Below are 19,653 nucleotides of genomic sequence, written 5' to 3' on the forward strand. Positions count from 1 at the left end.
GCACGCCGTAGCCAAATGGTGGTTCGGGATGGGATTTCTTGGTAGGATTCGCCGCCTTGCGTCCGGCAAGGCACGACATCATCCGAGCGCGGTCGTTATACAGGTAGCCAGACTTCTTTGTCCAATCACGAGCAAGACGGCGCCAGTCCGGTGCAGGGATACTAGCCTGCGGGCCAGTTGCTGCATCTCATTTCAGGCTATTGGGTTGGGCAGGCGATCTACGCGGCGGCCGAACTGGGCATCGCCGATTTGCTTGGCAAGAAAGGCCGCCCGGTAGGTGAGCTGGCGCGATTGACGCAATCCCACGAACCCTCGCTTTACCGGCTGATGCGCGCGCTCGCCAGCGTGGGAATCTTTACCGAGGTTGCCCCAGGAAGTTTCGCGCAAACGCCGATGGGCGCGCTGTTGCGCAGTGACATGCCGGGCGATCTCGCGGCGTTCTCGCGCTTCCAGGGCGATGCGTGGCACTGGCAAGCCTGGGGGGCCATCGCCGAAAGCGTTCGCTCTGGTATGTCCGCGATGACTCTGATGCACGGCACGCCGAACTGCTTCCAGTATCTGGCCGTGCACGAGCGATCGGCGGCGATATTCAATGGCGCCATGGGGGGCTACGCGGCGCATGTGCACGCCGCCGTGGTGGATGCCTACGATTTCAGTAATGCTGGATTGATTGTGGACGTAGGCGGTGGCCAAGGAACCTTGCTAGCCGCCATCCTCGAGGCTGCCCCGCATGCGAGCGGCCTGCTCGTGGACCGGGCCGAGGTGCTATCCGGCGCGGATGCCGTGTTGGATCATGTGGCTGGCCGCTGCGCGACGCAAGCGGGAGATTTTTTCACTGGGGTTCCATCGGGCGGAGATATTTATGTGCTCTCCACCGTTCTGCACGACTGGAACGATGCGGATGCGATCACGATCCTGCGCCACATACGCGAGGCCATGCAAGACAATGGCCGCGTACTCGTCGTGGAGCACGTGGTGCCAGCGGGCAATGAGCCTCATCCTTCCAAGTTCATCGATCTTGAAATGATGCTGGTAACTGGCGGGAAAGAGCGAACGGCGGAAGAGTACGAATTTCTCCTGGCCAGCGCGGGACTCTTTCTTGGGAGGATTATTTCGACGGCGGTGTCTGCCTCTATTATCGAGGCGGAGCGAACTACTTGATCAGCACTGGCTCCACGGTGGCGGTCCAGATCAATGGGCTTGGCAAGACGTACCGGGGCGCCTCCCGTCCCGCCTTGGATGGTGCCAGCCTAGCGGTCGCGGAATGCGATTTCTTCGCGTTGTTGGGGCCCAATGGAGCTGGCAAGACCAGGGCGAGGGCTCCGCATTGGAACTGGATTCCCTCGATTCTTTGCAGGCCGCGGTCGCTATCAGCAAGCGCTTCGGCGTACGCATTCGCGATAGCAAGGACGCGCGCCGTGTCATGCGCAGAGCGACAAGCCTCGCCCAATTCGTTCGCGAGCAGAAGCGCTAAATTACTGGCGCTAAATTATCGGTCACCGGTGCGCTCCGCTCTCCCGTTTCGGAACCCCGAACTCCCGGTGGCACACCTCGGCTAAGGCGGCGATTCCCTCGCGGATGATTTGCTCCGATGGGTGCGCGAAACAGATGCGCGCGCGCACTTTGCCTTCCGCTTCGCTCGTCATCCACTCGGCGCCAGGGTTGATGGCCACTCCCGCGCGGGAGGCAGTCAGCGCGAGTTGAGTGGTGTTGACTTGCTTGGGCAACGTGACCCACAAAAAAATTCCGCCGGAAGGATCGTCGAATTGGACTTCCGGGCCAAACTGGGCGCGAAGCGCATCCATCAGCGTTTCGGCTTTGCGCCTTAATGTTTTCCTCAGTTCGGCGACATGGGTGTCGAAGTGCTCGTTGCAATACTCGGCCAGGATCATCTGCTCCAAGGCGCCGGAACCGCCATCGTTCTTGATGGCGAGAATGCGGCTCATGATGGGCCAGCTCGCCACGAGGTAGCCGGTGCGAAGGGCGGGCGCGATGGACTTGGAGAACGAACCGATGTGAATCACGCGATCGTCGCGAGCCATGGCGTAGAGGGCAGGGGGGCGTTTGCCATCCCACACCAGATCGGAATAGCACTCGTCCTCGAACACTGGAACGCCATGAGTTTCAGCGAGCGCCAGCAGTTTACGGCGCCGTTCCATGGTCATGATCGTGGCCGTGGGGTTTTGCACGGTGGGAATCGTATAAATGAATTTGGGGCGAATGCCGCGCTTCTTAAGGCGGGCCAGCTCGCTCGCGAGCGCATCGGTATCGAGACCTTCCTTGTCCACCGGAACGCCGATGATCTGGGCGCCCAGCCGGTTCAACCTGGTGAGAGTTCCGCCATAGGTCATCTGCTCCACGATGACCGTGTCTCCCGGATTGAGGAGGACCTGGTTCACCAAGTCGAGGCCTTGCAGCGAACCCGACGTGATAAGCACTTCATCCGCGGTGCACTGAATTCCCGCATCCTTGGCGAGTTTGCGCACGATGAATTCACGCAGGGGCCGGTAGCCTAACGCGCCGCTTTGCAGGCCGTAGGTCGCGAGCGTTTTCCCCTCTCGCTCCAGGACGCGGGTTGCCGCGGAAATCAGATCCGCGACCGGTACGCTCGCCGAATCGTTGTGCCCGCCAATGAAGTTGTACTTTGGAAAGCCGGCCCATTTCACCGCCGCGGGAGGCAGGTCCGCACGAAGTAGCGCGGAGTAATCGAAGGTATCGAGACTCACGATGCGCGCCTTCAGTGGAAGAACCGGCCGGCGTCCACCACGATGGTCTGCCCCGTGATGCTGTCGGTTTCGCATAGAGAGACCACTTGGCGCGCTACGTCGTCCTTGTCCGCCGCCCGCTTAAGAATGGAACCTTCGCGCGCTCGTTGCCGGTAGGCTGGATCGAGATTGCTGGTGGCGCGCGTGTCCTCCAGGTAGCCCGGCGCCACGCAATTCACCAGGACAGCGGGCGCCAACCCCACGGCCATGCAGCGCGTGAGATGGATCAGGCCCGCCTTGGAGACGGCGTAGGGAATGGAAGAGCCCTGAGGGCCCAATCCCGCGATGGACGAGATGTTGACGATGCGCCCCGTGCCGTTGCGGCGCAGCGCTGGGGCGAGGTGCTTGATGCACAGCATGGGGCCGGTGAGGTTCACCGACAAGATCTTCTGCCACTCATCGAACGTCATGGCGTCCAGATCGCTGAAGGGAATCCATTTGTTGTAGGCGGCGTCGTTGACCAGGATGTCCACCCGCCCGAAGGCGTTCAGCGCGCGCTCTGACAATGCCTGCACTTGCGAGGGGTCGGTCACGTCGCACGCCATGGCCTGCGCGCGAACCCCGGTGATCCGCAAATCCTTCGCGACTTTTTCGGCATCGGCCTGGCTGCTTGCATAGATCACCGCCACATCGCAGCCCGCACGCGCCAGCGCGTGGCAGATGCGCTGGCCGAGGCCGCCATTACCGCCGGTCACGAGCGCCACTTTGCCCTTCAGGTCCATCTTGGTCTCCTCCGAGGATTTTTTCGATTGTACGTGTGCCCAGCCAGATTACTCTTGCTTCGACAGCGCGTGCATCACCGCGCACCACGCGGCTTCGGCTTGAGGTCCAACCTCGGAGAATACCGCATCGAGTTGCTTCATTTGGGTTTGAGTGAGGCGCGCCTCCAGCTTCTCTCCCTCGTAGGTCAAGCGCAGTTGCTTGACGCGCCCGTCGTGGGGCGCCGTTCGCATGGCGATCTGCTTCATTTGGATGAGCTGGCGCAAGGGGCCGTTCAATGCCTGCTTGGTTACGCCCAATACACCGAGGAGCGCGTTCACACTGGTATCGGGATTGCGCCCCACGAAGTACAGGATGCGGTGATGCACCCTGCCAAGGCCGCGCTGTTCCAGCACGCGGTCCGGGTGCGCCGTGAAGGCGCGGTAACCGAAGTAGAACAATTCGATGGCCTCTCGGAGCTGGGCCTGGAGATTTAGGTCAATCATATTGACTTACCATTTGAGCGCGGGTATCTTGCAGATAGGGCAAGTATATTGACGTTTACGGAGGGACGCCATGCCAGTACTGTTATCGGAACGCACTCGAAACCTGCATGCCTCGCCCATCCGCGAGATCCTGGCCGTCATCGAGCGGCCGGGCATGATCTCATTCGCCGGCGGATTGCCAGCGCCGGAAACGTTTCCGGGCATCAATCCCGGCGAGATCCCCGCGAACTATCTGCAATACGGGCCCACGGAAGGGGAGCCGGCACTGCGCTCCCGTGTGGCCGAAGAGCTCGGAAAATTGGGAATGAAGTGCACGGCGGAGCAAGTGCTGATTCTTTCCGGCTCGCAGCAAGGCATCGATCTCGCCGGCAAGCTCTTCGTGGACGCCGGTACGCCGGTCGCGGTGGAATCCCCTACCTATCTCGCCGCTCTGCAAGTGTTGCGGTACTTTGGCGCGCGCTTCGTTTCCTTCGGTCCCGGCGCCATGGAGGCCGGCGCTCTGGAACACTCCCAAGCCCGCTTAGCCTACATCATCCCGACCTTTCAGAATCCAACGGGATATTGTTATTCGGCACGGCAGCGCGATGCCCTGGCGGCAGCCTGCGATGCCGCCGAAGTGGTGTTGTTAGAGGACGACCCTTACCGCGATTTGGTCTATGAGGCGTGCGACCGAACACCGGTGTGCGCACGGCTCGAGCGCGCATCGTGGATCTACCAAGGTTCGTTCTCGAAGAGTTTCGCGCCGGGATTGCGTCTGGGCTTCCTGGCCGCGTCCGCGGATCTCGTGCCCCATCTCACGCGGCTCAAGCAAGCCGCCGATTTGCACAGCAACCGAATCAGCCAATGGCTGGTGTTGCAAGATTTGAACAATCCCGGGCGCGGGGAGCGCTTGCATGGCTTAGACGCCACTTATCTACGCAAGCGCAATGCTTTCGATCATGCTTTGCGGTGTTACATGAGTGACTTGGCCACGTGGCAAGCACCGCCCGGCGGATTGTTCTTCTGGCTCGCTCTCAAATACAGGATCGATACTCGCAGCCTACTGTCCCAGGCGATAGAGCGCGGTGCGGCCTTCATGCCCGGAGAGGCGTTCTATCCCGAGGAGGGTGAAGGCCTGGGTACCATGCGGCTAAATTTCAGCCACGCCTGCGCGGAGGATGCTCACCGAGGGCTCGGCATCTTAGCCCAGTTACTTCACGAGACCTACCCGGCCTAGGCCGGGTAGGTAATGGGAGACATCGCATGAAACCTGTCGATTTCGGAAAGACCGCGGCGGACTACGGCAAGCACCGCGCTGGATTTCCGCCGGAGTTTTATTGGGAGCTTGCACGCCATGGCATCGGTGTGTCGGGACAGCGCGTGGTTGATCTTGGCACTGGCACTGGAACCATCGCGCGCCAGCTTGCTCTGGGCGGATGCGACGTCACCGCCATCGATATTTCAGAGAACATGCTGGCGCAGGCCAAGCAGCTCGATGACTAAGCAGGCGCCGGTGCCCGTTACTTAAAAGGACAAGCGGAGGATACGGGCTTGGAGGGCGCAAGTTACGATGTCGTGACCGCGGGACAATGCTGGCATTGGTTCGACCGGTCGCGCGCCGCGGCCGAGGCCCTTCGCATTCTGCGGGCGGGCGGCCGCTTGGTGATCGCGCACTTCGATTGGTTACCGCTCGCCGGAAGCGTAGTGCAGCTAACGGAGCAACTCATTTTGAAACACAGTCCGCAATGGCAATTGTCAGGAGGAGTGGGGATTCATCCGCGTTTCATGCCGGCCCTCTCGGAGATTGGTTTTCAAGGATTGCGCACTTTCAGTTTCGACACCGATGCCCTGTATTCCCATGAAGCGTGGCTTGGCCGGGTGCGTGCAAGCGCTGGAATAGGCCCCGTGCTGAGTGAGAGCAAGGTTAGAGACTTCGATGATGAACACCGCTTAGCGCTGGCCAGCCGGTTTCCGGGCGATCCTTTGCATGTGCCGCACCGCGTGTGGGCTGTGATCGCACATCGACCTTAGGCGCTAGGACTTTCCCCAAACCTCGGCCACGCGCGCGTCACGCCCGCAACTGAAGCGGTAATACTTGTAGCGCACGGGATTCTTCTTGTAGTAATCCTGGTGATATTCCTCCGCTGGGTAGAACTTCGCCGCGGGCGCGATTTCCGAGTAAATGCGCGCGAACCTGGATTCAAGTGCCTTCTTGCTCGCTTCCGCCGCGCGCTTCTGAGCTTCTCCCTGATAATAAATGCCGCTGCGGTACTGCGAGCCCACATCGCAAAATTGCTGGTCCTTGACGGTGGGATCGATATGGCGCCAGAAGTATTCCACGAGCTGTTCGTAGCCGACCTTCGATGGATCGAAGACAACGCGCACCGCTTCCGTGTGGCCGGTGTCCCCGCCGCTTACTTGTTTATAGGTTGGGTTGTCTGTTTGGCCTCCGGTATATCCGGACTCGACGGAGATCACCCCGGGCAGCTTCTCGAAATCCGCTTCGATGCACCAGAAGCAGCCTCCCGCGAAGATGGCAGTATCGGTTGGCGCGCCATTCACCGGCGCCGCCATGGCCAGCAAACCACCGATAAAACCCATGATCCATCGCTTCATGTTCGTAGCTCCGGTAGTTGCTCTTCCTTGGGCACGAAACGCAGTGCCACGCCGTTGTTGCAATAACGCAGCCCCGTGGGCTTCGGGCCGTCATCGAACACGTGGCCTTGGTGACCGCCGCAGCGCGCGCAGTGATATTCCGTGCGTACCCAGATGATGGTCCTGTCCTTCTTCGTGCCGAGCGCACCCGGCAAAGAATCGAAGAAACTCGGCCAGCCGGTGCCGCTTTCGTACTTCGTGCCGCTGCTGAAAAGCGGTAGATAGCACGCCGCGCAGACATAGGTGCCGGCGCGCTTTTCCTTGTCTAGAGGACTGGTTCCGGGGCGCTCGGTGTCTTCCTCGAACAGCACGTTGTAGCTCGTGGGAGGAAGCAGAGTTTTCCACTCCGATTTAGGTTTTTGAAGAGGAGTCACACGGTTTTCCTTGGCGGTGGCGGGCAGCACTGCGCAGAGCCAAAGCCCTGGAATGCTTACGAGTAATTGGCGTCTATTCATGGCGGATCCTGTTCGTATAAAGCATTGGTCTGCCGGCGCACTCAGTCCTTACATGCGAGCGGCGCGACATTCCATATACGAGCCCGTCATCCCCGGCGGATGCAGTATCGCCGGGGCGGGGCCAAGCGGGGGGAAGGGAGGGACGCGGAGTTCGTCACGTAGTAGTTCCGGCGCCGGGGAAAGTGCGCTGGAGTGGGCCGAAGACCACATGAGTCGTAACGAAACTCCGCGCGACGAACGTTACTTACGCGGACTGCGTTTGCCTATACGACTTTAGTTATACGTGTGCAACGGCGCCTTACGCCGTGAAGATCTTCCCAGGGTTCATGATGTTGAGCGGATCCAGCGCTTTCTTGATGGCGCGCATGACGCTGACGGATTCGCCGTGCTCGGCCGCGAGGAATTTCATCTTGCCCAGGCCGATCCCGTGCTCGCCGGTGCAGGTGCCGTCCATGGCCAGGGCGCGCATGACCAAGCGGTCATTCAATCGCTCGGCTTCGGCCAGTTCCTTGGGATCGTCGCGGTTAATAAGAAAGCCTAGGTGGAAGTTACCGTCGCCCACATGACCCACGAGCGGGGCGGTAAGGAAGCTCTCTTTCAGGTCCTTCTTGGTTTCGATGATGCACTCCGCCAAGCGGGAGATGGGAACGCACACGTCCGTCGCCCAGATCTCGCACCCAGGGCGTAGCGCCTTATTGGCGTAGGTGACGTCGTGGCGAGCTTGCCAAAGATGGGTGCGATCCTCCGCCTTGGTGGCCCACTTGAATTCGCCGCCGGTGTTCTCCTGTGCGATGGCTTGCACGGTTACGGCTTGTTCCTTGACGCCGGCTTCGGTTCCGTGGAATTCGACGAAGAGCGTGTCCTTGACTGGGTAATTCAATTTGGAAAAGCGGTTTATCGCATCCATCTGCACATCGTCGAGGAGCTCGATGCGCGCGATGGGCACACCTAGTTGAATCGTTTGGATGACGGTGCTGATGGCCCCTTCCAGTGAATCGAAGGAACACACCGCTGCCGCCATCGCTTCCGGAATACCGTAGAGTCGCAAAGTGACTTCGGTGATGATGCCCAGCGTACCCTCGCTGCCGACGAACAGGCGCGTGAGGTCGTAACCGGCGGCGGACTTGCGCGAGCGGCGCGAGGTGCGGATGATGCGCCCGTCGGCCAGCACCACGGTGAGTGACAGCACGTTCTCGCGCATGGTGCCGTAGCGCACGGCATTGGTGCCCGAGGCGCGCGTGGCGGCCATGCCTCCAAGGGACGCATCGGCACCCGGATCGATGGGAAAGAACAATCCCTGGTCGCGGATGTAATCGTTCAACTGCTTGCGCGTGACGCGGGCTTGAACGGTGACGTCGAGATCTTCGGCATTGACCTTCAGCACTTCGTTCATGTTGGCCATATCGGCCACGATGCCACCATGCTCTGGAATCACGTTGCCTTCGAGCGAGGTTCCGGTGCCGTAGGCCACCACCGGGGTATGGTGCCGGGCGCAGATGCGCACGATTTCGGAAACTTCCTCGGTCGTATTGGGAAAGGCGACTGCGTCGGGCCGGTGAGGAATATGCCACGACTCATCCTTGCTGTGGTGGTCACGCACCCCGGTGCTGGTGGAAAGCCGGCTGCCGAGTAGCGCCCTTAATTCTTCGACGGCGGTTTGAATGCGCTCGGCTGGCATGTTCATGCGTTTTCCTTGATTTTTTCCAGTGGCCCCTAGTGTACCAGCCGCGCTACTTGAGCAGCGCTGGGATGCCGGTGAAGACTTACCCTCTAAAATCGAGGCGGTTGATCTGGATCAACCGCACGCTCTTCGTTACTCTCTATCTTTTCCGCTCATACAACAACGCCAATCCATTATGAAGACAATTTTCGGCATCATGATCCTTCTCGTTTTTTCCACCGGGGGTTTCGCCCAAGAGGCTAAGCCCGGTACGACCTTCAAGGACTGTCCTGTTTGCCCCGAGATGATTGTAATTCCCCCCGGCGAGTTCGTGATGGGTTCGCCCATCGAGGAGAGCGGCCAGACCGACGAGAAGCCCCAGCACAAAGTGAAGATCGCGAAGCCTTTCGCGGTGGGCAAGCTGGAGGTGACCTTCGACCAATGGGATGCCTGCACGGCGGAAGGCAAGTGCCCGAAGGCGAGCGATGATGATCTGGGCCGGGGTGACAGGCCGGCTATCAACATCAATTGGAGCGAGGCGCGAAGCTACGTCCAGTGGCTCTCGCAAAAGACGGGGAAGAAGTACCGCTTGCTTTCGGAATCGGAGTGGGAGTACTCAGCCCGGGCCGGAACTACGACGGCTTGGTACTGGGGTGTTTCCGAAGGTAGCCAAGGATCATTGCGCACCTGCCAATACGCCAACGTGCACGACGAAAGCAGCAGCGCCGCCCATCCCTTGTACGTATGGTCTGCCCATCCCTGCGATGATGGTTATGCGGAGACGGCACCGACCGGAAAGTTCAAACCCAATGCCTTTGGACTGCACGATATGTCGGGTAACGTGCGCGAGTGGATCGAGGATTGTTTTCATCTGAATTACACCGGCGCGCCCGCGGATGGTTCGGCTTGGCAGGAAAGCACTTGTGAGAAGCGCATCGTTCGCGGCGGGAGTTGGATCGACGGGTTCCAAACCGTGCGCTCCGCCTACCGGCACACGCTGGACCCGGCGCAACGGGCTTATCACGTGGGATTTCGCGTCGCCAGGGATCTGTAGACATAAAAAGGAACCGGGGCGTTAAGCCCCGGCTCCAGTGTGCAACACAGATCAGTCTTCTAAATTACGCGGCGGACTGATCTTTCTTGGCGATGTAACCGTAGGCAGCGTTGCTGCGGCCGGTGTCCCCACCCATGGCCAAGTATTCGGCCTTGATGGCTGCCAGCTTGTCTTCGGTGAACGCCGGGCCCTGAGCAAGTTTGATGTCCAGGCCGTAGAGCTGAGCGGAGTTTAGGCCGAGGATCTTCTGTTTGACTTCGCTGTTCGGACCGCCCAGCTTGATCTTCCAGCCCATCTTCTTCATGACGTCGTCGGGAATTTCCATGCGGCGCATGGCTTCGATCTGCCACTGGGGCGAACCGTACCATACGGAATCCGTTCCCCACACCACGCGCTCCGGGCCCATCATATTGACCAACTGGCCGATGAACATGGCGCAGAACTTTGGGTTGGTGATGGCGGTGGAGGCGAAGGTGGAGCCGATTTCCCCGTAGACGTTGTTCACGCCGAACTTCTCGGGAATGCGGGCCAGATCCGTTGCCCACTCGACGTATCCGGTGTCGAGGAACTTCTGCAGATCCGCTTCGGGTTGGTCCGCTAGCCATGGACGCAGCGCCGAGTGGTAGATCACGAAGTTCATGCCGGGCCAATCCTTGGCGGCTTTGCCAATGTCCCAAGCGGAAGCGTGTTCCCACGTTCCGGCGAAGGCCTTGGTGTAGTCGCGTGGCATCAAGCCCTTGTGAATACAGATGGTGTTGATGCCGGCCTTGATGGCCTTCTCGTAGAAGGGATACATCAGCTTCTCGTCGTCCAGGCGCCAAGCGAACTTGGAGGGGCCGAAGGGGTCGCCGATGGTGTAGGATTTCCAGCTGCAGGGGTGCAGGGTTTCAATACCGCGATCCACCTCGTCCATCCAGTTGGGATACTTGGGTGTGATGATGGTGTGGCCCAGCATGCGGGTTTGGCCGGCCATCTTGTTCACGGAGCGGCAGGCGTTTTGGATCGCATCGTTGGATAGCAACCACCAGGACGGATCATCGAAAGGAGCGCCCGAGAGCAGCGATACTTTCGTGTCGCTGTCCAGGAAGATCTCTTTCAGGTAGTTGTCCATCTTGTAGCGGGCCAAGGTCATCGGCGCGCTGTTGATGTTGGCGTTCACCTTGGCGCCCACGGCCCACTTGGTCAGACCGAGCAAACCTTCTTGCTTGAAGTCGTCCCGAATGAAGTGGGTTTGGTCGTCGAAGATGAACTGGTTGGCCAGCTGCTTCTTGCGGTAATCCGACATTTGCATGTCGTTGGCTTCCGCCTCGGAAACGTCGAAAACATCGCCGCCATGAATTTTGTTCATGGCCACGAACGCGGTTGCCATCCCGGCGCTGGTGGCCAGGAATTGGCGCCGGTCCATGCCGTAGCGCTTTGCTTGAACATCCGCCATTTCCTTGATCAGGGCCTCGACCTTGGCCTGCTTCTCGGTCTGCGGCAGCGGGTTGTATTCGCCATTGGAGACGATTTGAGTAGGGATAGGCGAGCGGAACGCGGCCTCGTCGGCCGGTACCACCGTCTTGTACTCCTCGTCGCTCATATGGACGCCAATATGCCTTTGAATAGCCATTCGGTTTCCTCTCGTAGTGTTATTAAGGTAGCGCTACATTCTCGACCTGATCTGGGCTAGCCGGTATCCAGCGCCAGCGCGGACCAGGTCCAGATTCTTTTATTTATCGAACTTATAGGCCTTGTCTTCTTCGACTTTACCCTCGCAGGCCGCCGCCACGTTCTTCTTGGCATTATTGCAGGCAGTCCCGATGGCGACCATGCTGTCGTTCGCGGCGTTCTTCTCGTTACAGAAGTAGTCCATCTGGGACTTTGCATCAGTGCAATTGCCCGCACGCTCGTCTTTCTTGTCGGCCGCGCTTGCGTTGATGGCGAAGGCTAGACATAGGGAACCAAGGACTAGGTATTTCATAGACTCCTCCTAATAGTTTTTTCTGACGGCTACCCCCTTCACGGAGGTATTCACTTTGCGCATTATGGCTGAGTCTTTGCCCTACCTTTCGCGCCCCGCGCTGTTTCGCAAGGGGTTCTCGGCGGGGCTAAGCTGGCCCCTGCCTTACGCCATGCGCAGGTTCTACAGAGACTACACCAATCCGCAAGCCGATGGGAACTGGGTTCTCGCGAAAATATCTCTCGCGGCCGCTTTTAAGCATGCCGCCTTCGATACTGGCTCTCACAAAAAAAGAGCCGGGGTGTTAGACCCGGCTCTTTTAGGTGAAGCGAACTACACCAAGCGGCTTATGCCACCTGGTACTTCTTGGCAATAAAGCCGTAGGCAGCGTTGCTGCGGCCGGTGTCGCCACCCAAGGCTAGGTACTCCGCCTTGATGGCTGCCAGCTTGTCTTCGGTGAACGCCGGGCCCTGAGCAAGTTTGATGTCCAGGCCGTAGAGCTGAGCGGAGTTTAGGCCGAAGATCTTCTGTTTGACTTCGCTGTTCGGACCGCCCAGCTTGATTTTCCAGCCCATCTTCTTCATGACGTCGTCGGGAATTTCCAAGCGGCGCATGGCCTCGATTTGCCACTGGGGCGAACCGTAGAACACCGAGTCCGTGCCCCACACCACGCGCTCCGGGCCCATCATATTGACCAACTGGCCCAGGAACATGGAGCAGAATTTCGGATTGGTGACGGCGGTGGACGCGAAGGTGGTGCCAATTTCCGCGTACACGTTGTTCACGCCGAACTTCTCGGGAATGCGGGCGAGATCGGTGGACCACTCGACATAGCCGGTATCCATGAACTTCTGCAGATCGGCGTCGGGCTGGTCCGCGAGCCACGGGCGTAGCGCGCCGTGATAAATCACGAAGTTCATGCCCGGCCAGTCTTTCGCGGCCTTGCCAATGTCCCAAGCGGAAGCGTGCTCCCACACCCCGGCGAAGGCCTTGGTGTAGTCGCGCGGCATCAAGCCCTTGTGGATACACAGAGTGTTGATACCGGACTTGATGGCCTTCTCGTAGAAGGGATACATGACCTTTTCGTCGTCCAGGCGCCAAGCGAACTTCGATGGCCCCAAGGGATCGCCCAGGGTGTAGGACTTCCAGCTGCAAGGCTTGAGGGTCTCGATGCCGCGATCCACTTCGTCCATCCAGTTGGGGTACGTGGGGGTGATGATGGTGTGGCCCAGCATGCGGGTGCTGCCGGCCATCTTGTTCACCGAACGGCAGGCGTTCTGGATGGCGTCGTTGGATAGGAACCACCAGGACGGGTCATCGAAAGGAGCGCCCGAGAGCAAGGACACCTTGGTGTCGCTGTCCAGGAAAATCTCCTTCAGATAATTTTCCATCTTCAGGCGTGCCAGGGTCATGGGCGCGCTATTGATGTTGGGGTTCACCTTCGCCCCAACGGCCCACTTGGTCAGGCCCAGGATTCCGTCCTGCTTGAAATCATCGCGCATGAAGTGGGTTTGATCGTCGAATATGAACTGGTTCGCCAACTGCTTCTTGCGGTAATCCGACATTTGCATGTCGTTGGCTTCCGCCTCGGACACATCGAAGATGTCGCCATGAATTTTGTTCATGGCCACGAACGCGGTTGCCATCCCGGCGCTGGTGGCCAGGAATTGGCGGCGGTCCATGCCGTGACGCTTTGCCTGAACGTCCGCCATTTCCTTGATCAGGGCCTCGACCTTGGCCTGTCTCTCGGTTTGCGGCAGCGGGTTGTATTCGCCATTGGAGACGATTTGAGTGGGGATCGGCGAGTGGAACGCGGTTTCGTCTGCTGGAGTAACTGTTTTATATTCCTCGTCGCTCAAATGAACGCCGATGTGCCTTTGAGTAGCCATTTGCTTTCCTCCTAGTTGTGGATGTGAAGCGTTACTGCCTTGACCCCATCCTTCGCAACCGTTCGGCGGGCTGAGTTGAATCGAATCCAGGACTCTTGAATTTTTGTTGGGACTTGGCGGATACTGGCCCATTTTTGGTCAGCAGCGTTCGCGCAAGTCGCGAAGGCAGGGCATGGGAATTAAAGTATTTGGTGGTTCAAAAGCTCCTCCGTATTGCCGACTTTTAGCCGGGCGAAGACCTTTTCGCCTATGTGCGCGGGTTCTTCGCCGGTCGTGCCGCATTGCCTCCCAATCCGTACTTCGTACAAATTGCCGTGGCGTATAAAGCGGATTATTGGAGCATACACCTAACTGCGCCCCCCCGCTGGAACACCTAATTTTGGCGAAAGCCGCCAAGAAACTGGCTATGTCCTGATCTGGACAGTGACAAGTTCTCGCCCCTTGTCAGTTCGAAGAGAGTGCGCGGATTCTAGAATTTTGGCGGCGCTTCCAACTGCGTTGCTTGGCCCTATTGCGCAAAAGCATACACCTAAACTCGTTTGCAATCACGTTGCTCCCTGCAGTCTCCAAGGGCTCCCATTGCGCCATTTGCATCAAACGAGTTGGTTTTCGCCGCGGAAAACAAAAACCCCCTAGGATAGCTCGGGGGTAAAGGGGGAGGAGGAGACAGCAGAAGGATTTCAGTGAAACGGTTACGCGCGTCCTGGCCTGTACAAGCGTTCGTAGGATACGACCGGTTCTTTCGCCTTGGGCGAGGAGACTTTGGCGATTGCCGCGCCGGCGCGGCCGCTGACTTCGGAGACAGGCGTTCCCACGTAGCTGGCGGGCCTGCTAGGGGTCGCGGTGTAGGTGTGGCACACACCGGCGCGTCCGGGGCATTCAGCGGCGAAAACGGAGGAAGAAACCAGGGAAGCGATGGCGAGGGTGATGAGTTTGGCGTTCATTGAAAGCCCCATTCGGTTGAGTTGAGATCGAACCTTTCGATTCATGAGCACGTTGCCCATGTGCGAAAGATTACGTACTACCGAAGGGAGAATCGCGGCAGTATTGCCATCCACGCCGTGAATAATTCACGGCGCGGCGGCGGGGACTGGGGCTTCGGGACCGGGGGCTGGGTGGGGCGGGCTACGATGGGATAGGTCACCAGGCCTTGGGGGGCTTCTTGGCGATGATCATGTTGTTGCCCTCGTCCGTGATGTATCCGCCCGCGCGCAGATCCTTCAAGATGCGGCTAATCATCTCGCGCGAGCATCCCACCCGGCTGGCGATGTCTTGTTGCGTGAGACGGGCCTTGATGATGCGTTTGCCACCCTCCTCGGTGGAGAGGTCCATCAATAATTGCGCGACACGGCCGTAGACATCCATGAGCCCCAGATTACCCACGGTGCGCGTCAAGTCGCGAATGCGCTGCATGCAACTGCGCAAAATCTCGAAGGCGGCATCGGGATTCTCGGCGAGAAATCGGCGAAACTGCCCCACATTGATGACGGAGAACTTGGAGGGCTCCACCGTCATGACCGATGCCGAGCGCGGTTGGTCATCGAGCACCACGTCGCCGAAGTATTCACCGGGCCCCATTTCGCGCAGCAAGAGTTCCTTGCCCGCTTCATCTGAGAGGTAGACCTTTACCCGGCCCGATAACACGACGTACATACTGTCGCTTTCATCGCCTTCGCTCACGATGACCGTGTTCTTGGGATAAGCGCGCGTGGCACCTAACCCGACGAGTGTTTTCAGGTGCTGTTCGGGCAAACTCCACGGATGGGCGCTCGCGGGCGTAAGGTCCGTCATGTTCAAGGGGCCTGGTAACGCTTGACCGCTTCTTCGTTCCAGGTGACGCCGGACCCTGGCCTATCCGGGATCAAGGCGTTGCCGTCCTTGATCTGGATGGGCTCGTTGAGGATGGGATTGGCCCAGTCCATGTACTCTAAGTAGTGCGCCGTCGGCGTCACCGCCAGCAAGTGCGCGCTGTATTCGGGAAAGAGGTGGCTGGACATTTCCACTCCGTGGGCTTGAGCGATGGCCGCGGCCCGCATCCAGCCAGTGACGCCGCCTATGCGTTGCACGTCAGGCATCACATAATCCAGGGACTTCGCTTGCAGCGCTTGCACAAGCTCGAAGGTGTTGAGCAAGTTCTCACCCGTTTGAATGGGCGTCTTCACTTCCGCGCAGATTTTGGCGTAACCCTCGTAGTCGTCGTGCCGCGTGGGTTCCTCGATCCAATACAAGCCCTCATCGTCAAGTGCGCGGCCGCGCGCGATGGCTTGCGCCACGGTGAGGCGTTGGTTGAAATCGCACATGAGCGTGATGCCGTCTCCCACGCGTTTTTTCACCGCGCGCGCGGCGGCGACGTCCTGCGAAAAATCGTCGCGTCCCACGCGCAGCTTGATGGCTTTGAAGTTTCCTTCGGCGACCAATTTCTCCGCGTCACTGGCGGCGGATTCGGGCGGCTGAATCCACAGGCCGCAACTGTTGTAGGCGCGGATGGGTTTGATTTGCCCGCCTAGTAGCACGGCTAGTGGAACGCCCCGGGCTTGCGCCAGCACGTCCCACAATGCCTGATCGATGCCGGAGAGCGCGATGCCGATCAAGCCTGGCGTATCGAGCAGTTTCAAGCGCCCGCGCACCTTCGCATCGGAATCGATGGGTGCCACGGCGTCGCCCTTGATCAATTCGCCCAAGCCGCGCAGCGTTTCCACCATGGGTTTCAACATGGAGATGGTGTAGGTGAAGACGTAGGCGCGACCCGTGATGCCGGCATCCGTTTCCACGTCGATCAGTACCAAGGATGCATGGGGAATCGCGCCGGAGGCCGAGGTTGGGGGGCGCTTGAATGGAGGGGTGACCGCGCGCGCGATGATGTTTCGAACAACAGGAGTATTTGCCATGATGAATTCATATGGTTAGTTTCGTGCGTCCGCAGGTCGGCCGTTAGCGTAGAGCTTCAGCGCGGTGTAGACAAAATTCGTGGCCGGTGTTGGGACACCCAAGGCCTTACCCATCTCCACCACACCACCGGCCAGCCACGGTAATTCGAGGCGGTTACCGCGTTCCAGATCGCCCAGCATCGAGGCGACCATGGGGCGCGGCAGGCCGTCCATGCGGGTGGTCAGTCTGGCGAGGGTGCCGTCGTCCAGCTTCACCCCCTTGGCGCGGCCCACGGCTTGCACTTCGCCCATCAATTGCACCAGCAAGGCGCGCGTATCTGGATCTTCGCGAATGGCCCCGACGGGAAGCCGCGTGAGGGCGGTCATGGAACTCATCGCCGCCAGGAATATGTATTTTTCCCAGATGGCGGTGTCGATATTCTCCGGAACGCGGGTTTCGATCTTCGCCTTTTCGCAGGCCTTGATGAAGGCTTCCAGGCGCGGTGTGCGGCGGCCGTCCAGTTCGCCAGGGATTAGGACGGCCATGGTGCCGTTGTGCCGGATCACGCCCGGCTTCTCGATCAATGCGGCGATGTTGGATACCCCGCCCCACACGCGTTCCTTGCCGTAGGCCGCGATTAGCTTGTCCTTGGCGATGACACCGTTCTGGAACGACACCGCGACAGAATTGGGCCCCATCAACGGCGCGATGGCGGCGACGGCTTCATCGGTGGCCCACAGCTTTACGCCGATGATCACCACGTCCGCCGGCCCGGCTTGGCTGGGATCGTCCGTCACCTTGGCGGGCTTCACCACGAAATCTCCGTTGGCGCTCAGCACTTGCAGGCCATTTTGCCGAATGGCCTTGAGATGTTCGCCGCGCGCGATGAAGGTAACGTCCTCGCCGCTGGCGGCCAGCCTCCCGCCGAAATATCCGCCCACTCCGCCCGTGCCCATTACCGCTATTTTCATTGCTGCCATTTGACCTGTGACATGACCCGCTAATGGTAACCTTTCGGACGCCTTGTCATGACGCAGCCAGATGAATAGTTCCGAGCGCCCTTCACGATTGGCCAGCCGCATGGCCGAGATCGAACCCTTCCACGTGGTGGCCCTCGTCACGCGCGCGCAAGCATTGCAGGCGCAAGGCCGCGGCATCGTCGGCATGGTGGTGGGCGAGCCGGACTTTCCAACGCCTGCCCCCATCGTGGAGGCTGGCATGCGCGCGCTGCGCGAGAACAAGATCCGTTACACGGGAGCCATGGGCTCCAGCGCGCTGCGCGAGGCGATTTCGGATTGGTACGCGACACGCTACCAGGCGAAGGTGCCGCCCGGCCGTATCGGCGTCACCACCGGTTCCTCGGCGGCTCTGCTACTGACCATGGGCGTATTGTTGAGCCCCGGCGACGAAGTGTTGATGACGGATCCAGGGTATCCGTGCAACCGCCATTTCGTGCGAGCCATGGAAGGCCGCGCGGTGTGCATCCCCGTGGGCCCCGGCACGGCCTATCAACTGACCGCCGAACTGGTGGAACAGCATTGGACACCGCGTACCGTGGCGGTGATGGTGGCCTCGCCTTCCAATCCCACGGGCACCATGATTCCCCAGGATGAAATGCGCCGCATTCACGCGGTGGTGGCCGCGCGTGGCGGGCGTTTGATCGTGGACGAAATTTATCATGGCCTCACCTACGGCGAGGACGCTCATTCGGTGCTGGAATTCGCGGACGATGTGTTCGTCATCAACAGTTTCTCGAAATACTTTTGCATGACGGGCTGGCGCTTGGGTTGGCTGGTGGCGCCCGTGCCGTATTTGGAGGCGCTGGAAAAACTGGCGCAGAATTTATTCATCTCCAGCCCAGACATCGCGCAACAGGCCGCGCTGGCGGCCTTCCACCCCGATACGCTCAAGGAGGCGGAAAGAAACCGCGCGGCCTTTCAATCCCAGCGCGATTTTCTGTTGCCCGCCGTGCGTGCCCTGGGGTTCGAGGTGCCGGTGACCCCGCGGGGCGCCTTCTACCTCTACGCCAACGCCGCTAGGCATACGCAGGATAGCTACCGATTCTGTCTCGATTTGCTCGAACGCACCGGTGTGGCGATCGCCCCAGGAGTGGATTTCGGACACCACCGTGCCGCCGAGCATGTGCGTTTCTCCTATCCCAAGCCCATCGCGGTGCTGGAGGAAGGCGTGCGGCGCATCGAAGCATATTTGAAGTGAGGGCCGCGAACTTGCCGGTAAGCACAGAGGTCCTATCGAAGCCTGCCACATGGAGCCCTTCATGAAAACAATTCTCCTCCTCACGCTCTTCTTGAGCGTGGGCCTCATCCGCGCTCAAGAAGAGACCTTCAGCGAAATCACCCCGAACGAAACCTCGGCGGATCCGCAAAAGCTGATCGACCTCGTCAACCGCGGTGACGTGCGTGCCATGAATAACCTTGGGCTTTTGTGGGCGAAGGGCGTGGGTCTTCCGAAGCCAAACTTCGAGGAGGCCATGCGCTGGTGGAAGGAGGCGGCCAAGCGCGGCTATCCCCTGGCCATGAACAACATCGGTTTGCTCTACGCCAATGGCCATGGCGTGGAGAAAAATCCCAAGAAAGCCTACGATTGGTGGATGCGAGCCGCGGAACTCGGGAACGGCTGGGCCATGAACAACATTGGCGACTTGTATGAAAGTGGCCAGGGCGTGGAGCAAAGCTATGTGCTGGCACTGGAGTGGTACCAGCGCGGCGCGGATGCTGGTGAAGGTTTGGCCATGTTCAACGCGGGTTCCTTGCACGAGCGTGGCAAGGGCGCCGCGCAAGATTTCAAGGCGGCCATGAAGTGGTACAGCCTGGCGGCGGATCGTGGCATCGCCTATGCCATGAACCGCATCGGCCACCTAATGGAAGAAGGCAAGGGCTTGCCGCCCAGTATTCCTGAAGCCCACGCGTGGTACGCGACCGCCGCCGGCTACTATATTTCCGCGGACACGGAGGACATCGCGTTGAACGCCAAGGACATGCAATCCCTGGAAGCTCGTTTGAGCGAAAGCGACAAGGAGCGCGCCCGCGAAATGGCCGCCAACCTCAAGGAGCGTATCGAGCAGAAGCGCAAGCCGCGTAAGTTGAAGACCGGGGAGGAAGCGACGTGAGAGGTGAGACGTGAGACGTGAGAACAGAGGAGCCCGCGTGCGTTTCTTCAC

At 59.8% G+C, this 19,653-nt stretch carries 19 protein-coding genes and 1 pseudogene; 7 read left to right on the top strand and 13 right to left on the bottom strand.

Features of this window, described 5'->3' with window-relative positions; genetic code table 11:
• Positions 1 to 177: 177 nt before the first annotated feature.
• Together EXR36_02690 and EXR36_02695 are read left to right on the top strand one after the other, a co-directional pair.
• Entirely contained in the window at positions 178 to 1,161 is a 984-nt protein-coding gene (locus EXR36_02690) for a methyltransferase (protein ID MSQ58568.1), read from the top strand.
• A 103-nt stretch (positions 1,162 to 1,264) separates the two neighbouring features.
• Positions 1,265 to 1,474 carry a hypothetical protein gene (locus EXR36_02695; GenBank protein ID MSQ58569.1) on the top strand — a complete coding sequence of 70 codons (210 nt, stop codon included), beginning with the start codon at positions 1,265 to 1,267 and terminating at the stop codon, positions 1,472 to 1,474.
• A gap of 22 nt (positions 1,475 to 1,496) precedes the next feature.
• On the opposite strand, the gene EXR36_02700 is transcribed toward EXR36_02695, so the two are convergent.
• The 3 genes from EXR36_02700 to EXR36_02710 are packed head-to-tail and all read right to left on the bottom strand — an operon-like array spanning position 1,497 to position 3,970.
• Positions 1,497 to 2,801, bottom strand: a complete 1,305-nt coding sequence (locus EXR36_02700) for a PLP-dependent aminotransferase family protein (protein ID MSQ58570.1) — start codon at positions 2,799 to 2,801, stop codon at positions 1,497 to 1,499.
• Entirely contained in the window at positions 2,738 to 3,487 is a 750-nt protein-coding gene (locus tag EXR36_02705) for an SDR family oxidoreductase (GenBank protein MSQ58571.1), read from the bottom strand. Before EXR36_02705 ends, EXR36_02700 begins: the two co-directional genes overlap by 64 nt.
• Positions 3,488 to 3,535: 48 nt before the next feature.
• Entirely contained in the window at positions 3,536 to 3,970 is a 435-nt protein-coding gene (locus EXR36_02710) for a MarR family transcriptional regulator (protein MSQ58572.1), read from the bottom strand.
• Between the two features lie 70 nt (positions 3,971 to 4,040).
• Here EXR36_02710 and EXR36_02715 point away from each other — a divergent pair, with 70 nt between their 5' ends.
• Both EXR36_02715 and EXR36_02720 read left to right on the top strand, forming a co-directional pair.
• Positions 4,041 to 5,186, top strand: coding sequence for a PLP-dependent aminotransferase family protein (locus EXR36_02715; GenBank protein ID MSQ58573.1), 1,146 nt, complete (start codon positions 4,041 to 4,043; stop codon positions 5,184 to 5,186).
• Positions 5,187 to 5,212: 26 nt separating this feature from the next.
• Positions 5,213 to 5,980: pseudogene (locus EXR36_02720) on the top strand (class I SAM-dependent methyltransferase).
• A gap of 3 nt (positions 5,981 to 5,983) precedes the next feature.
• On the opposite strand, the gene msrA reads toward EXR36_02720, so the two are convergent.
• The 3 genes from msrA to EXR36_02735 form a co-directional block, all read right to left on the bottom strand.
• Positions 5,984 to 6,550: a peptide-methionine (S)-S-oxide reductase gene (gene msrA, locus EXR36_02725; GenBank protein MSQ58574.1), complete on the bottom strand. Its 567-nt coding sequence runs from the start codon at positions 6,548 to 6,550 to the stop codon at positions 5,984 to 5,986.
• Positions 6,551 to 6,561: 11 nt separating this feature from the next.
• Positions 6,562 to 7,059 (bottom strand): peptide-methionine (R)-S-oxide reductase, encoded by a 498-nt coding sequence (gene msrB, locus EXR36_02730; protein MSQ58575.1) that lies wholly within the window; start codon positions 7,057 to 7,059, stop codon positions 6,562 to 6,564.
• Positions 7,060 to 7,357: 298 nt separating this feature from the next.
• The gene (locus tag EXR36_02735) at positions 7,358 to 8,743 is read right to left on the bottom strand and encodes an FAD-binding protein (GenBank protein MSQ58576.1); all 1,386 of its coding nucleotides are present in this window, start codon (positions 8,741 to 8,743) and stop codon (positions 7,358 to 7,360) included.
• Positions 8,744 to 8,915: 172 nt separating this feature from the next.
• Between EXR36_02735 and EXR36_02740 the strand changes: the two genes are divergently transcribed.
• Complete coding sequence (locus tag EXR36_02740; GenBank protein MSQ58577.1) at positions 8,916 to 9,773, top strand: formylglycine-generating enzyme family protein; 858 nt, start codon at positions 8,916 to 8,918, stop codon at positions 9,771 to 9,773.
• A gap of 64 nt (positions 9,774 to 9,837) precedes the next feature.
• Here the strand turns inward: EXR36_02740 and EXR36_02745 are convergent, their stop codons facing one another.
• The 7 genes from EXR36_02745 to EXR36_02775 form a co-directional block, all read right to left on the bottom strand.
• A complete protein-coding gene (locus tag EXR36_02745; protein ID MSQ58578.1) occupies positions 9,838 to 11,385 on the bottom strand; it encodes an amidohydrolase in 1,548 nt (515 codons plus the stop codon).
• Between the two features lie 99 nt (positions 11,386 to 11,484).
• Positions 11,485 to 11,736 carry a hypothetical protein gene (locus tag EXR36_02750; GenBank protein MSQ58579.1) on the bottom strand — a complete coding sequence of 84 codons (252 nt, stop codon included), beginning with the start codon at positions 11,734 to 11,736 and terminating at the stop codon, positions 11,485 to 11,487.
• Positions 11,737 to 12,062: 326 nt separating this feature from the next.
• Positions 12,063 to 13,604: an amidohydrolase gene (locus EXR36_02755; protein MSQ58580.1), complete on the bottom strand. Its 1,542-nt coding sequence runs from the start codon at positions 13,602 to 13,604 to the stop codon at positions 12,063 to 12,065.
• Between the two features lie 692 nt (positions 13,605 to 14,296).
• A complete protein-coding gene (locus EXR36_02760) occupies positions 14,297 to 14,548 on the bottom strand; it encodes a hypothetical protein (protein ID MSQ58581.1) in 252 nt (83 codons plus the stop codon).
• A 196-nt stretch (positions 14,549 to 14,744) separates the two neighbouring features.
• Complete coding sequence (locus EXR36_02765; GenBank protein ID MSQ58582.1) at positions 14,745 to 15,395, bottom strand: Crp/Fnr family transcriptional regulator; 651 nt, start codon at positions 15,393 to 15,395, stop codon at positions 14,745 to 14,747.
• Between the two features lie 2 nt (positions 15,396 to 15,397).
• Positions 15,398 to 16,492 carry a mandelate racemase gene (locus tag EXR36_02770; protein ID MSQ58583.1) on the bottom strand — a complete coding sequence of 365 codons (1,095 nt, stop codon included), beginning with the start codon at positions 16,490 to 16,492 and terminating at the stop codon, positions 15,398 to 15,400.
• Positions 16,493 to 16,507: 15 nt separating this feature from the next.
• Complete coding sequence (locus tag EXR36_02775) at positions 16,508 to 17,638, bottom strand: 2-dehydropantoate 2-reductase (GenBank protein ID MSQ58584.1); 1,131 nt, start codon at positions 17,636 to 17,638, stop codon at positions 16,508 to 16,510.
• Here EXR36_02775 and EXR36_02780 point away from each other — a divergent pair.
• Complete coding sequence (locus EXR36_02780; GenBank protein ID MSQ58585.1) at positions 17,514 to 18,689, top strand: pyridoxal phosphate-dependent aminotransferase; 1,176 nt, start codon at positions 17,514 to 17,516, stop codon at positions 18,687 to 18,689. The genes EXR36_02775 and EXR36_02780 overlap by 125 nt on opposite strands.
• A gap of 49 nt (positions 18,690 to 18,738) precedes the next feature.
• Positions 18,739 to 19,602 carry a sel1 repeat family protein gene (locus tag EXR36_02785; GenBank protein MSQ58586.1) on the top strand — a complete coding sequence of 288 codons (864 nt, stop codon included), beginning with the start codon at positions 18,739 to 18,741 and terminating at the stop codon, positions 19,600 to 19,602.
• The last annotated feature ends 51 nt before the right edge of the window (positions 19,603 to 19,653 follow it).

Source organism: Betaproteobacteria bacterium (assembly GCA_009693245.1).
GTDB lineage: Bacteria > Pseudomonadota > Gammaproteobacteria > Burkholderiales > SHXO01 > SHXO01.